Genomic DNA, 13,928 nt, shown 5'->3' with positions numbered 1-13,928 from the left:
GCCGGCATCAGATCGTCCCTCCGACTGAGCCTGACTGAGGCAATAGCTCCATCAACCATGCGAGCTCCTCTTCGTTGAATGCCGGGAAATCATCCGCTGCCCCTGCGAAGGGGGCCGCATCTTGTTCCCACATCACGGTGCTGGACGCTGCCAGGTCGGCAGCGATGGGCGTACCAGGATCCGGGAGGCCGCCCCCGATCCTGGTACGCGGGCGTTTTACCCTCCAGCTGAGGGGCAAATGCAGCGCATCGCGCTGTTCGGGAACGCGCACCTCGAAAGATTGCTGTGTGGAGGGGCCGGTGACAGCACGATCCGATCGGGACCGTTTACGGCTGCTTGCCCGCGTCTGATCTCCCTCGTGCATTGGGCTGGGCGCATCAAGGTCACGCTCCAGCGAATCGGCGAATGCATGCAAAGACGCCTGATCCGGTGTTTGAGCTGAAGTAGGGGACGGTTTGGCCCTTTTCATCCCTGATGCCTGGAGGATACGGTCCCAACGCTGCGAGGCTGGGGGGAGCGTTCCGCAGCGGGCTTCGAATTCGGTGACGCCCACTCTGCGAAAGAGCTGTACCAACCCGTGCCTGCTCATCCCGAACTGCGTCATGGCCTCATCAAATGCGTACGCTGGGTGGGAGTGGCACTGGAAAAACTCCAGCACGCGAACCACTTGCGCGTAGTCGGCAACGCGATGGGACGTGCGTTCGGGAATACGGCGATTGATTCTTCTGATCAATTCCGGCGCGTGCGGCAATCCCTTTTTCACTGCATCCAGGGCAGGACGTCCGCCGAGGCAGGCCAAGGCGACGAGGTGGTCGTTGGTCAACGCGGCCAACGCCGGATCAGGGCGAGATAACTGGGCAACAATGCTCTCCAGCGCCTGCTTGCCGCCGCCATTGCTGGCGATGGCCACCACCTGGGCCGGGGTCAGGCCATGGTCCTGGCACAGCACCGGCAACAGCCGCTGCACCGTCTCCAGCGCCTGCTTGCCGCCATCGTGGCTGGCGATGGCCACGACCTGGTCCGGGGTCAGGCCATGGTCCTGGCACAGCACCGGCAACAGCCGTTGCACCGTCTCCAGCGCCTGCTTGCCGCCATCGTGGCTGGCGATGGCCACCACCTGGTCCAGGGTCAGGCCATGGTCCTGGCACAGCACCGGCAACAGCCGCTGCACCGTCTCCAGCGCCTGCTTGCCGCCAATATTGCTGGCAATGGCCACCACCTGGTCCGGGGTCAGGCCATGGTCCTGGCACAGCACCGGCAACAGCCGCTGCACCGTCTCCAGCGCCTGCTTGCCGCCATCGTGGCTGGCGATGGCCACCACCTGGTCCGAGGTCAGGCCATGGTCCTGGCACAGCACCGGCAACAGCCGCTGCACCGTCTCCAGCGCCTGCTTGCCGCCGCCATGGCTGGCGATGGCCACCACCTGGTCCAGGGTCAGGCCATGGTCCTGGCACAGCACCGGCAACAGCCGCTGCACCGTCTCCAGCGCCTGCTTGCCGCCATCGTGGCTGGCGATGGCCACCACCTGGTCCGGGGTCAGGCCATGGTCCTGGCACAGCACCGGCAACAGCCGCTGCACCGTCTCCAGCGCCTGCTTGCCGCCATTGCTGGCGATGGCCACCACCTGGTCCGGGGTCAGGCCATGGTCCTGGCACAGCACCGGCAACAGCCGCTGCACCGTCTCCAGCGCCTGCTTGCCGCCACTATTGCTGGCGATGGCCACCACCTGGTCCGGGGTCAGGCCATGGGCCTGGCACAGCACCGGCAACAGCCGCTGCACCGTCTCCAGCGCCTGCTTGCCGCCGTTATTGTTGGCGATGGCCACCACCTGGTCCGGGGTCAGGCCATGGGCCTGGCACAGCACCGGCAACAGCCGCTGCACCGTCTCCAGCGCCTGCTTGCCGCCACTATTGCTGGCGATGGCCACCACCTGGTCCGGGGTCAGGCCATGGGCCTGGCACAGCACCGGCAACAGCCGCTGCACCGTCTCCAGCGCCTGCTTGCCGCCATTGCTGGCGATGGCCACCACCTGGTCCGGGGTCAGGCCATGGGCCTGGCACAGCACCGGCAACAGCCGCTGCACCGTCTCCAGCGCCTGCTTGCCGCCGCTATTGCTGGCGATGGCCACGACCTGGGCCGGGGTCAGGCCATGGGCCTGGCATAGCACCGGCAACAGCCGTTGCACCGTCTCCAGCGCCTGCTTGCCGCCGTTATTGTTGGCGATGGCCACCACTTGGTCCGGGGTCAGGCCATGGGCCTGGCACAGCACCGGCAACAGCCGCTGCACCGTCTCCAGCGCCTGCTTGCCGCCGCCATTGCTGGCGATGGTCACCACCTGGTCCGGGGTCAGGCCATGGTCCTGGCACAGCACCGGCAACAGCCGTTGCACCGTCTCCAGCGCCTGCTTGCCGCCGTTATTGCTGGCGATGGTCATCACCTGGGCCGGGGTCAGGCCATGGTCCTGGCACAGCACCGGCAACAGCCGCTGCACCGTCTCCAGCGCCTGCTTGCCGCCACTATTGCTGGCGATGGCCACCACCTGGTCCGGGGTCAGGCCATGGTCCTGGCACAGCACCGGCAACAGCCGCTGCACCGTCTCCAGCGCCTGCTTGCCGCCTATATTGCTGGCGATGGCCACGACCTGGTCCGGGGTCAGGCTATGGTCCTGGCACAGCACCGGCAACAGCCGCTGCACCGTCTCCAGCGCCTGCTTGCCGCCATTGCTGGCGATGGCCACGACCTGGTCCGGGGTCAGGCCATGGGCCTGGCACAGCACCGGCAACAGCCGCTGTACCGTCTCCAGCGCCTGGTTGCCGCCAATATTGCTGGCGATGGCCACCACTTGGTCCGGGGTCAGGTTCAGGGGGGCACCCGTCAGTGCATTGCGCCATGCATGCACTGCCTCCACTGCGGTCACGCCGCCACGTTTTGCAATCTTGAGAAGTTGGCCTGTGTCCAACTGTAACGGCGGACCTCTCAACTCCCTCGCCTCCGTGAGCAAGGCCTCCAGGGCGCGTGCGCCGGACCACTGTTTGCCGACGCCAACGATGTCTTCGTGTGTCGCCTCTGGCAACGCCCTGATTATGTCCTGATACGTGACAGCAACGGTCCCTAACGCTGCCGGGTGTTGGCTGAGCGCAACGATGTGCGCGTGTGTAAACCCATGGCCCACCAGTGCCTCGTGGTGCTGCGCCACTGTCGAACGCACCTTCGGTTTGATCTTCTCTTGCTGCTGCTGACTGTAGCCGAGCGTGCGTAGATCCACCTGCGCGGCCGGCGAAGCGTCGGAGGGTTGCGCCGCACGCCGTCGCGGGGCCGGCTTGGCGCGCGGCGGCCGCGCGGCAGTGACAGCGACACGCACAGTGGGTGGCGGGTCATCGGCTGCACGCAGACCCGATTGCACCTCATCCCACTCTGCTGGGGCAGCCGCTGTATGCGGCGTGCCGACGGCAGGCATCGAATCAAGAAGCGATGTATCAAGAAGCGACGGATCGAACTGACGGAGCAGATCGCTGAAGCTGCCCGCCGAGAACGCAGGCGAGGGTGCAGGGGGAGATGGCAGCCGGGTCCGGGACATCGTCCGCCGAACGGGCAAGCCATCCAGGGGGCCGCCAGCAGGCGGAGTCCCCCCCCGATCTGCAGTCGGCTGAACCCTATCCGGTTGGGGTCCGGGCAGAAGCTCGCGGGCAGGACTTGGCGTGCGCGAACGAATGGGATCCATTCTGCATCCAGCTCCAGCCACAGTGCCTTGCCATCGATTTTGGCCGACCTGGGCGCATGGATGAGCGCTTCGATACCGCATTCGCTGCTGTCGAAACGGCCGATGCGCAAGCTGCTCAACCGCTCGCTCGCGTACTGCTCGGGTGGCTTGAAGCCGGGGTCGCCATTGACCGGGCAGCGGCCTTCGCTCGCGAGAAATTCGGCGATCTGCGGCTTTAATGGCGTCAACTCAGCCATCACCTCGGCCAACTTGGCGCGGCCCAAATAATCGTGGTAAGCCGGAAACGCGATCGCGGCGAGCATGCCGATCACGCCGACTAGCACAAAGACGCCGACCACCGCGCCGAGCACTGCAACCAGCGGCCAGGCAGGGCGGTTACTGCGCGGCTGCGCTGGTGCTACGGACCAATAGGTAAGCGGCGGCTGTGCCGCAGCACGCGGCAACGGCGGCGGAACCGCAGCCGCACGCACATCCGTGGCAACGGGTGGGCCAAGCGTGTCGGCACAGGCAGACAGCGGCAACCAGGGGTCCAGCCCTGCGCGCCAGACCAGCGTATCCAGGGCGATCACACGATCACGATACAGGCCCAGCAAGGTGTCTTTGGCCACCGGACCGTGCCGATGGCGGTGAACATCGGCGTAATACCAACTGCGCATCCCCGTCCCCTTGCACGCACATCCGTGGCGGCTTCAACACTCAGTGTACGGGTTCAGGCTCGTCCAGGAACATCTGGGTTTCCATCCAGGCGTAGGCTGCCTCGGCACCTGGCTGGTTGAACAACACCATCAGCACTACCCATTTGAGGTCGTCCAGATCCAGTTCGTCCTGATCCAGCGCCATGGCGCGGTCCAGTACCAACTCGCGCTGATCGGCGTCGAGAATGCGGTGTTGTTCGAGGAACAGCAGGAATCCGCGGCAGTCCACATCGAGCTTGTCCAGCTCCTGCCCGTGATAGATACGCACCGGTCCATCGACATGCGGGCGCGCGACGCTGGGCCGCTGCTCGGAGAGCGCGTCCAGCCAATCGAAGGCTTTGCTGATTTCTGCGGGGCTGAAACCTGCCTGGATCAGGCCATTTTGAAGTGAGTCACGGTCACGGACCAGGTCCGCGTCTTCGCTGAAATAATGTTCAAACAGGTACAGCAATACATCGAGAATGCTCTCTTTCATTGCCCTCGGCCTGCGTCGCGGGACGCTGTGGAGGTGAAGAAACTAAGGATTGCGGGTATAGCGACCGTGCTCGGTGACCACGTCTCCCTCAAGTTCCATGATGAGCAGCATGGAGGACAGCGCGGCGGCCGTCAATTCGGTGCGCTGCACCAATGAATCCATAGGGGTTGGGTCATGGCCCAGCGCTTGCCACAAGCGCTGGTAGTCGGGATCGGAACGGGCTGGACCAGCGCCGGCCGTTGTCTTCCTGGGCAATTCAGTGGGGGCCGCCAGGCGCTCGCGCAAGGCGCTGGCCAATTCGCCCGACAGCTGGCCCAGTCCCTCGATGACCTGTGCGGGCTCCTGCGCCAGCGTGGCACCCTGCCGGATCAGGTGATGGCAGCCGCGCGCGAGCGGATTGTGCAAGGAGCCGGGCAGGGCGAACACCTCGCGTCCGGCTTCGGCCGCCAGCCGGGCGGTGATGAGTGCACCCGAGCGCATTGCCGCTTCGACCACCAGCGTCCCCAGTGCCAACCCGGCGATGATGCGGTTGCGGGCCGGAAAGTGCGCCGCGACCGGGGCGGTGCCTGGCAGGTACTCGCTGACCACCGCGCCGCCTGATTCAGCGATCCGATCGCGCAAACCCTGGTGCCGCTCGGGATAGGCGACATCGGTACCGGTGCCGACCACCGCCACGGTGATGCAATCGCGCTGGGCCAATGCGGCTTCATGCGCGATCGCGTCCACACCTGCGGCCATGCCACTGACGATGCTAAGCCCTGCGCTTGCCAGGCTGGAGGCGAATGCGCGGGTGTGATCGCGGCCGCCGGCAGTGGCCGAGCGGCTGCCGACCACCGCCACTCCCGGGTGCCAGAGCGCATTGGGGTCGCCGTCCACGAACAAGGCCATTGGCGGGTTGGCGATATGGCGCAGTAAGGCCGGGTAATCCGGGTCGTGCCAGCCAATCAGGTGGTGCCCGGGTTGCTCGCACCAACGCAACGCCGCGTCCAGCGCATGCGGATCAGGGGTTTGCAGCAGTGCAGATTGCGCCTCATCACAACCGGCAAAACGCCACGCCTCAGGTCCGGCTGCCAGGCTCTCAACGGCTGATCTGAACGAGTTCAGCATTTTTCGCCGCGGTGGGGTGCGGCCACCTGCCAGCAGCAGGATCAGGAGTGCGCGTACGTCGGGAGCGATCAGGGCCATGCATTCAGGTTAGGCCGCAAACAACGACGGCGCCCTCGGGCGCCGTCGCGTTGATGCATCGGAACTTTCGCTTACTGCGCGTCAGGATGCTTGACGAAATAGCCCAGGCCGGTCGGCTTGACGCTTTCCATCACCAGCGCATAGCTGACCTTGTCGAAGGTGCGGAACACCATCGCATGCGAGGCGTACTCGTCGGGCAGGCCGACGGTGGAGCCGGACGGGCCGCTGAAATCGTCGTCGGTCCGCGAGAAGCGCGAGTGCTTCACGCGGTCGCTGACGGTACGGCCCTTGCGCCAGATCGAAAACACCGTGCCGTTGTTGATGCCTTCGCGGGCGCCGCCGGAGATGGCGATCACATCGCGGCTGCCGCCGACGATGAAGGCATCGGAGATGGCAAGCACCCGCAGTTCGGTCTGCAGCGCCTGTTCCGACGGCGGATGCGGGATGAACTGCAGGTCGTACGGCTGCGCTTCGACCGCGACGATGCGATCGCCGGCCCGCACTTCGCGGCCGCTGTCCTGCAGCAGCAACGTCGCCGCCTTGGAGTTGCCGCCCGCTGCGCTGCGGGTGATGGTGCCAATGTTGACCTGCGCCAGCTCATAGCCGAGGAACTCACGGCGCTTACTCGGCGCGATGAAGCTCTTCCAGATGTTGCCGGAGCCGGCGGTGATGTTGCCGGCCGCGTCCAGGTCTTCGTTGTGCTTGGGCAGACTGAACTTCACGGTCGGGCGCACCACCGCAAAGCGCTGGCCCGGCTGAGCGTTTTCCAGCCCGACCACGTAGGCGACCTGGCCGGTGGTGGCGCGCGAACGCCCGCCTTCCAGGCCGACAACGTAAGGCAGCCGATCAAAGTCGTCGACCACGCGCAGGTTTTTCAGGAACGGCTCGACGTCCGCCAATGGAATGGCATTGATCGGCGCTTCCTGGCGCGGGCCGGGCTGGATCGTGCCTTTGCCGACGCGGTCCAGGTAGGCCAGGCTGATCACGTCGCCCGGATAGATCTGGTGCGGATTCTGGATTTGCGGATTGGCTTGCCAGATTTCCGGCCACAGCCATGGTTTTTGCAGGAAACGCCCAGCGATGTCCCACAAGGTATCGCCCTTGCGGACCACATAGGTGTCTGGATGCTCGCCCACCGCTTGCGCGGCAGCGTAGGTCGCGACGGTCAACATCGCCGCAGCAACGACCGTACGAAGTCGGATTAACATTGAGTACCTTCTTGCCTGATTCCCCAACAGGTCCGTGCACTATAGTCCAGAAACAGGGGCGCCACGCAAGCATTGCGCTAGAATGACACCGTCTTGCCGGCGCAGCGCCGGTGTTTCCAGACGGGTAACCCCATGGTTTTGCTCCCAATTCTCGAGTTTCCCGACCCGCGGCTGCGCACCAAGGCCTTGCCGGTCGACTCTGCCGAGCTTGCCAGCCAGGCGTTCCAGGCGCTGCTGGATGACATGTTCCAGACCATGTACGAGGCGCCGGGCATCGGCCTGGCTGCCAGTCAGGTGGACGTGCACAAGCGTTTCATGGTCATCGACGTCAGCGACGAGAAGAATCTGCCGCAGGTGTTCGTCAACCCGGAAATCGTGAGCAAGCAGGGCGAGCAGCTGTGTCAGGAAGGCTGCCTGTCGGTACCCGGCATTTATGCCGATGTCAGCCGCGCCGATGCGATCACGGTGCGCTATCTCGACCGCCAGGGCCAGGCGCAGGAACTGCATGCCGACGGGCTGCTGGCCGTGTGCATCCAGCACGAAATGGACCACCTGGACGGCAAGCTGTTCGTAGATTATCTCTCGCCGCTCAAGCGCGAAATGGTGCGCAAGAAGCTGGCCAAACAGCGCAAGCATGTGGCTTGAGGGCGGGGATTGGAGAGTCGGGATTTGGGGTTTGCAAAAGCGGGTTACTGCTGGTCTTTGAGTCTGCTGGTTTCAAATCGTTGAGCGCTCATCTTGGTGCGATCTCATGGCTATGCCGGCGGATCGCTAGTGCGCCACGTCCGGGGGCAGATGGCCCTCGAACTTCGGATGCGGGATGCGTGATTGATAAGCCGCTGCCAGCACCACATTCTCGGTTGCGGCTCGCGCTTCGCAGTGCGCTCGATCGATGAGGGATTACGCAGGTTCTGGCGGCGGGGTGCCGAATCTTCCGGCGCGAATCCCGCTTCCACCTCTCAGCTCTACATTACTCTCGCCCCGGTCAACACCCCCGCCGTTGCGACTCCCCACTCACCACTCCCGAATCCCAGCTCTATGAGAATCATCTTTGCCGGTACGCCGGATTTCGCTGTCGCTTCGTTGCGCGCTGCCGCGCAGCGGCATGAGGTGGTGGCGGTCTACACCCAGCCGGATCGGCCCGCCGGGCGCGGCCGCGGGTTGACGCCCTCGCCGGTCAAGATCGAGGCGATTGCGCGCGGCATTGCGGTGTTCCAGCCGCAGACGCTGCGTTCGCCCGAAGCGCTGGCGACGCTACGTTCGCTCAATGCGGACCTGATGGTGGTGGTGGCCTACGGATTAATTCTGCCCAATGCGGTGCTGGCTGTGCCAACCCATGGCTGCTGGAACGTGCATGCCTCGCTGCTGCCGCGCTGGCGTGGCGCGGCGCCAATCCAGCGCGCGATCGAGGCCGGCGATACCGAGACCGGGGTGTGCCTGATGCAGATGGAAGCCGGGTTGGATATCGGCCCGGTGCTGCTGTCGCAGCGCATCGAGATCGGCGAGCAGGAAACCGGCGGCCAGCTGCACGACCGCCTGGCTGCGTTGGGGGCGCAGGTATTGTCCGACGGCCTGGGCCTGCTGCGCGCCGGCATCCGTCCGGTGGCGCAACCGCAGCCGGCTGAAGGCGTGACCTATGCGCATAAGCTGGACAAGGCGCAGGCGCGGCTGGATTGGGCGCAGCCGGCGCAGGAACTGGCGCGGCGCGTGCGGGCGTTCAACCCGTGGCCGGTGGCCGAGGCGATCCTGGCTGGCGAGCGCGTGCGACTGCATGGCGCAGTCGCGTTGGAGCTGGCGCATCAGCAGCCGCCCGGCAGCCTGCTGGCGGCCAGCAAGCAGGGCATCGACATCGCGTGCGGTCAGGGTGCGCTGCGGGTGCGGGTGCTCCAGCGCGAGGGGGGCAAGGCGATCACCGCCGCCGATTATCTCAACGCGCGGCGCGACCTGCTGGCGCTGCGCTGATGTCGGCCGAGACCTCAACCGCCGCCGGCATCGCCTCGCGCCTGGCCGCCGCACGCGTTCTGACCGCCGTGTTCGATCAGGGCCGCTCGCTGAAAGCCGAACTGGCTGCGACCTTGCCCGGTATCGGCGATCCGCGCGACCGCGCACTGGTGGAGGCGATCTGCTTTGCGGTGATCCGCCGTCGCCCGGCGTATGACGTCGCGCTGCGGCAATGGCTGGAACGGCCGCTGCCGCCCCGCGATGCAGAACTCAAGGCGCTGCTGATGGTCGGCTTCGCCCAGCTCGACGTGCTACAACTTCCCGCGCACGCGGCGTTGTCGGCCACCGTGGATGCATGCCGCGCGCTGGGCCGGCCACGTCAGGCCGGCATGGTCAACGCGATCTTGCGACGCGCCCAGCGCGAAGGGTTTCCGGCGGTATCGGATGATGCCGGCTGGCCGTCGTGGCTGCGCAAGCAGGTGCGCGCCGATTGGGGCGAGCGTGCAGAAGGCATTTTTATCGCGAGTGCGCAGATGGCGCCGATGTGGCTGCGTGTGCAGCATTCGCGGATCGACCCGGCGGCCTACGTCGCACGGCTGGCCGAACTGGGCATTAGCGCGCAGACAGACGTGGTGTTGCCGGATGCGGTGCGCCTGCACAGCGCCGTGCCGGTGAGCCAGTTGCCGGGCTTTGCCGACGGCGATGTTTCGGTGCAGGACGGCTCTGCGCAGCAGGTGGCCGATGCGCTGACGCTGGCGCCGTCGGCACGCGTGCTAGATGCCTGCGCCGCGCCGGGCGGCAAGGCGGCGCATCTGCTGGAACGCCATCCCGGGTTGCAGCTCGCCGCGCTTGATGTGGATGCGCGTCGCCTGGAGCGCGTGCAGCAGACCTTGCAGCGCAGCGTGCCGAGCGCACAGGTCGCATTGCAGGCAGCCGACGCCGCCGACACGGATGCATGGTGGGACGGCCAACCGTTCGATGCGGTGTTGCTGGATGCGCCCTGTTCGGCCACCGGCGTAGTGCGGCGTCAACCGGATGTGCTGCTGCACCGGCGTGCCGACGATATCGATGCATTGTGCGCGCTGCAGGCGCGGCTGCTGGATGCGACCTGGCGCACGCTGCGCCCGGGTGGGCAGTTGCTGTACACCACCTGCTCGCTGTTGGCGCGCGAGAACCAGACCCAGGTCGACGCATTCCTGCAACGCACCCCTGACGCACAGGCGCAGCCCCTGGGTGCGCAGTTCGGGCATGCAGCCGGGCCCGGGCGTCAGCGCTTTCCAGGCGAGCAGCACTGCGACGGATTTTTCTACGCGCTTTTGCTAAAAGCCTCCTGACCGCGCGCGGCGTCCAGCGCTCCACTCTCCGCCTCCGACTGCCGCCCGACATGCTCAAGAACCGCGCTTCCAACGATGTCTGCTTGCTGGCCATGACCGCCGTGCTGTTGATCGGCGCGGGCTTGGGCTTGCGTGACCCATGGCCGGCGGACGAGCCGCGCTTTGCGCTGGTCGCCAAGCAGATGGTCTTGAGCGGCGACTGGTTGTTCCCGCATCGCGGCAATGAACTGTATTCGGACAAGCCACCGATGCTGATGTGGCTGCAGGCGCTGTTCTACACGCTGCTGGGCAACTGGCGGGTGGCGTTCCTGCTGCCGTCGCTGCTGGCCGCGCTGGGCACGCTGGCCTGCGTCTACGATCTGGGCCGACGCCTGTGGACCCGGCGCGTTGGCCTCTATGCGGCCTGGATGTTGTTGTTCACGCTGCACTTCACCTTTCAGGCCAAGAAGGCACAAATCGACCCGCTGGTGGTGTTCTGGATCACCTTGGCCAATTACGGACTGCTGCGCCATCTGCTGATCGGTCCGGCTTGGCGCTGGTGGACGCTAGGCTGGTTCGCCGCCGGTCTGGGTGTGATCACCAAGGTCGTGGGCATCATCGCGCTGCTGATGCTGATCCCGGCCGGGATGGCCGCGGCGCGCGGCTGGCCGGGTGTGCGCGTGCATGTGCGCGATCGGCGCTTTTGGTTGGGGCCGCTGTTCTTCTTCGTGGCGATCGCGTTGTGGTTCGTGCCGATGATGGTGACCGCGCTCACCGCCGGCCAGCCCGAATACCGTGTGTATCTCAACGACATCCTGCTGCGCCAGACCGCCAAGCGCTATGCCAGCTCCTGGGATCATGCGCAGCCGGTCTGGTACCACCTGCAAAGCATGGCCACGATGTGGCTGCCGACCATCCTGCTGCTGCCGTGGGCGATCCCCGCATGGCGACGCCGGCTCAAGCGGCGCGACCCGCGCTATCTGCTGCCGCTGGTCTGGTGGCTGCTGGTGCTGGTGTTCTTCACCATCCCCAGCGGCAAGCGCGATGTCTACATCCTGCCGGCGCTGCCGATGGTCTGCCTGGCGCTGGCGCCGCTGGTGCCCGGCCTGCTGCGTCGGGCTGGCGTGCAGCGGCTGCTGTTCGGATTCGGGCTCTTGCTGGCAGCGGTGTTCAGCGCGGGTGGTGCGGCGATGCTGATCGGGCATCCGGGCTTCGAGCAGAAGATCATGGACAGCCGCGGGGTGGGCAACGAGGCCACCGACCCGCTGGGCTGGCTGCTGCTCGCGGTAGGGACCTGGGGCATCGCCAGCCTGTTGCTGATGCGCATGCGCCGCTCCGCGTTCGCGGTGGTTTCGTTGCTGGGTGCGTGGTGGGTGGCGTTCGGGCTGGTCTGCTACCCCATCTTCAACGATTCCAGTTCGGCCGGCGCGGTGATGCGCCAGGCCGGGCGCCGCATCGGCCCGGATGCGCAACTCGGGCTGGTGGCATGGAAGGAGCAGAACCTGCTGATGGCCGACCGCCCGGCGCAGACCTTCGGCTTCAAGGTCCCGTGGGAAACGCAATTGCAGCGTGGCGTGGCCTGGCAGGCAGAACAACCTGGCCAGCGCTGGCTGATGGCGCAAGAGACCGCATTGCTGGCCTGCGTGGATCGTAGCCGCAGCCAGTTGGTGGGCGTGGCCAACCGCCGGCGCTGGTGGCTGGTGCCGGCCGACGCGGTGCGCGGCGAGTGCGTGGCCAGCTCCAGCGAGCGCGCGGTGGAAGCAAAGGAGCAGGGCAACCTGGACACCGAATGAGCCGTCGGACCCCACAAGTGCGCGCACGTGGCAGGCGTCATCGGCGCGGAAAGCATGCAACTGCCAGCAGCTGTCTAGCAGGGATTCATGCGTCGCATCGTTAGCTTGGCCGGCGTTGCCGAAGCCCGGCCACTGCGTTGCCTTACTTTTCCACCGATCTCTAGATGAATTCCTTGCCTACCCAACCTGCTTCGCTGTCGCCTTCTGCCCCGACGACCTCGCGGGCAGGCGTACGCATTGCCGAGCTGGGCGCCTTCGCATTGACTGCGCTGGTGGTCAGCATGCCGAGCGGGCTGCTGCCGTTCGGTCTGTGCCTGCTGCTGGGTTCGTTGGTGGGTGGGCGTCACCTGCGGGACGGCATTGCTGCGCGCGACTGGTCGTTGCGCGCAGTGGGCTGGCTGACGGTGGCGGTGATTGCAATATCGTTGCTGTCGATTGCCTTGTTCGAACACGGGCTGCGCGATGTGGGCAACCGCTCGCGCTTCCTGGTGCTGCCATGGGCGGCGCTGTGGGCGTATGCGTTGCAGCCGCGTCAGATATGGCTGTGGCGCGGCGCATTGGTCGGTGTATTCGCGGCCATGTTGATCGCGCTGCTGCAGGTGATGAATGGTGCCGGTCGCGCCGAAGGCTTCACCAACGCCATTGTGTTTGCCGACATCGCGCTGATGTTGTTGGTGGTGGGCGTGTTCTGCCGCCCGGATGGCAACGTGCGTTGGCTGTTGGGCGCGGCGATCGCGACCGTGGTGGTGATCGTGCTGAGCGGCAGCCGTGGGGTGTTGTTGTCACTGCTGGCGACGCTGGGCGTGCTGATCTGGGGTGCGCCTTGGCGTAGCGCACGCGTGCGCTTGCTGACCTTCATCGGCGGCCCGGTGCTGGCGGTGGGTGTCGCACTCAGCGTGCCGGCCCTGACCGACCAGATGCGCCTGGGCGAATTACAGAGCGACCTGCAACGTTATGAAGTGGGCGACACCGATTCGTCGGCTGGTGCACGTATCGAACGCCTGCATGTGGCTTGGGACACCCTGAAGGCGCATCCGTTGACCGGTGTGGGCGTTGGTCGTTTCGACGATGCGATGCACGACCTGCCAGCCTGTGCCGCCGACCCGTCGTTGTTCCGTTGCCAGTTGGGGCACGCGCACAACGATCTGGCCGAATGGAGTGCCACCCAGGGCGTGCCCGGCCTGTTGCTGCTGATCGCCGTCTACGGCGTGCCGCTGTGGGTGTTTGCGCGACTGCATCGGCGCAGCGGGCAGCAGCAGTTTCGCGGCCCGGCGGCGGCCGGGGTGATGCTCGTGATCAGTTATGCCTTGTGCGGGCTGACCCAATCGATGTTCGCGCACCAGGTGGCGGCGAGCTTCTACACGGCCATGGTCGGCGTGCTGGTGGGTCTGGCGGCGCGGCAGGCGCAACAGACCGAGCTGAGTGTGGCGAGCAGCCGGTAGCGGCGGATGATCCATCCGCTGCATGTTGCGCATGCGCGAGCGGCATACGCTTCGAGTGGCTGATCAACGACATGCGCAGAAGCAGAATGTGCAGCCATTGCTGACGCGGCCTGCGTCACTTGGACAGGCCGGTCTCCATGCAGCGTTCGCGCCGT

The 13,928-nt window shown here is 66.1% G+C and carries 9 protein-coding genes and 1 pseudogene; 5 read left to right on the top strand and 5 right to left on the bottom strand.

Features of this window, described 5'->3' with window-relative positions; translation table 11 throughout:
- Positions 1-7: 7 nt before the first annotated feature.
- From avrBs3 to WJW29_RS08235, 5 genes and pseudogenes are all read right to left on the bottom strand, one after another.
- The gene (avrBs3, locus tag WJW29_RS08255; protein ID WP_223138327.1) at positions 8-3,721 is read right to left on the bottom strand and encodes a type III secretion system effector avirulence protein AvrBs3; all 3,714 of its coding nucleotides are present in this window, start codon (positions 3,719-3,721) and stop codon (positions 8-10) included.
- Positions 3,721-4,377: pseudogene (locus WJW29_RS08250) on the bottom strand (GYF domain-containing protein); the annotation flags it as partial. The gene avrBs3 and the pseudogene WJW29_RS08250, both read right to left, overlap by 1 nt.
- Positions 4,378-4,417: 40 nt before the next feature.
- Entirely contained in the window at positions 4,418-4,891 is a 474-nt protein-coding gene (locus tag WJW29_RS08245) for a DUF494 family protein (RefSeq protein ID WP_011257490.1), read from the bottom strand.
- A 42-nt stretch (positions 4,892-4,933) separates the two neighbouring features.
- Complete coding sequence (gene dprA, locus WJW29_RS08240) at positions 4,934-6,076, bottom strand: DNA-processing protein DprA (RefSeq protein WP_011257491.1); 1,143 nt, start codon at positions 6,074-6,076, stop codon at positions 4,934-4,936.
- Between the two features lie 71 nt (positions 6,077-6,147).
- Entirely contained in the window at positions 6,148-7,284 is a 1,137-nt protein-coding gene (locus WJW29_RS08235; protein ID WP_011407499.1) for a LysM peptidoglycan-binding domain-containing protein, read from the bottom strand.
- Between the two features lie 132 nt (positions 7,285-7,416).
- Between WJW29_RS08235 and def the strand changes: the two genes are divergently transcribed.
- From def to WJW29_RS08210, 5 genes are all read left to right on the top strand, one after another.
- On the top strand, positions 7,417-7,929 hold the full coding sequence (gene def, locus WJW29_RS08230; protein WP_011257493.1) for a peptide deformylase: 513 nt from the start codon (positions 7,417-7,419) through the stop codon (positions 7,927-7,929).
- A gap of 393 nt (positions 7,930-8,322) precedes the next feature.
- Entirely contained in the window at positions 8,323-9,246 is a 924-nt protein-coding gene (gene fmt / locus WJW29_RS08225) for a methionyl-tRNA formyltransferase (RefSeq protein ID WP_011257494.1), read from the top strand.
- On the top strand, positions 9,246-10,559 hold the full coding sequence (rsmB, locus tag WJW29_RS08220) for a 16S rRNA (cytosine(967)-C(5))-methyltransferase RsmB (protein ID WP_011407500.1): 1,314 nt from the start codon (positions 9,246-9,248) through the stop codon (positions 10,557-10,559). Before fmt ends, rsmB begins: the two co-directional genes overlap by 1 nt.
- A 50-nt stretch (positions 10,560-10,609) precedes the next feature.
- Positions 10,610-12,331 carry a glycosyltransferase family 39 protein gene (locus tag WJW29_RS08215; protein ID WP_011257496.1) on the top strand — a complete coding sequence of 574 codons (1,722 nt, stop codon included), beginning with the start codon at positions 10,610-10,612 and terminating at the stop codon, positions 12,329-12,331.
- Positions 12,332-12,495: 164 nt separating this feature from the next.
- A complete protein-coding gene (locus WJW29_RS08210) occupies positions 12,496-13,773 on the top strand; it encodes an O-antigen ligase (protein WP_011257497.1) in 1,278 nt (425 codons plus the stop codon).
- Positions 13,774-13,928 lie beyond the last annotated feature (155 nt).

Source organism: Xanthomonas sp. JL1, from assembly GCF_038405005.1.
This window is presented reverse-complemented; position numbering and strand designations above follow the sequence as displayed.

Bases quoted from the DNA above. Each gene is read 5' to 3' on its own strand.
- def (WP_011257493.1), top strand. From the start codon at position 7,417: ATGGTTTTGCTCCCAATTCTCGAGTTTCCCGACCCGCGGCTGCGCACC.
- rsmB (WP_011407500.1), top strand. From the start codon at position 9,246: ATGTCGGCCGAGACCTCAACCGCCGCCGGCATCGCCTCGCGCCTGGCC.
- WJW29_RS08215 (WP_011257496.1), top strand. From the start codon at position 10,610: ATGCTCAAGAACCGCGCTTCCAACGATGTCTGCTTGCTGGCCATGACC.
- fmt (WP_011257494.1), top strand. From the start codon at position 8,323: ATGAGAATCATCTTTGCCGGTACGCCGGATTTCGCTGTCGCTTCGTTG.
- WJW29_RS08210 (WP_011257497.1), top strand. From the start codon at position 12,496: ATGAATTCCTTGCCTACCCAACCTGCTTCGCTGTCGCCTTCTGCCCCG.
- dprA (WP_011257491.1), bottom strand. From the start codon at position 6,076: ATGGCCCTGATCGCTCCCGACGTACGCGCACTCCTGATCCTGCTGCTG.
- WJW29_RS08245 (WP_011257490.1), bottom strand. From the start codon at position 4,891: ATGAAAGAGAGCATTCTCGATGTATTGCTGTACCTGTTTGAACATTAT.
- avrBs3 (WP_223138327.1), bottom strand. From the start codon at position 3,721: ATGGATCCCATTCGTTCGCGCACGCCAAGTCCTGCCCGCGAGCTTCTG.
- WJW29_RS08235 (WP_011407499.1), bottom strand. From the start codon at position 7,284: ATGTTAATCCGACTTCGTACGGTCGTTGCTGCGGCGATGTTGACCGTC.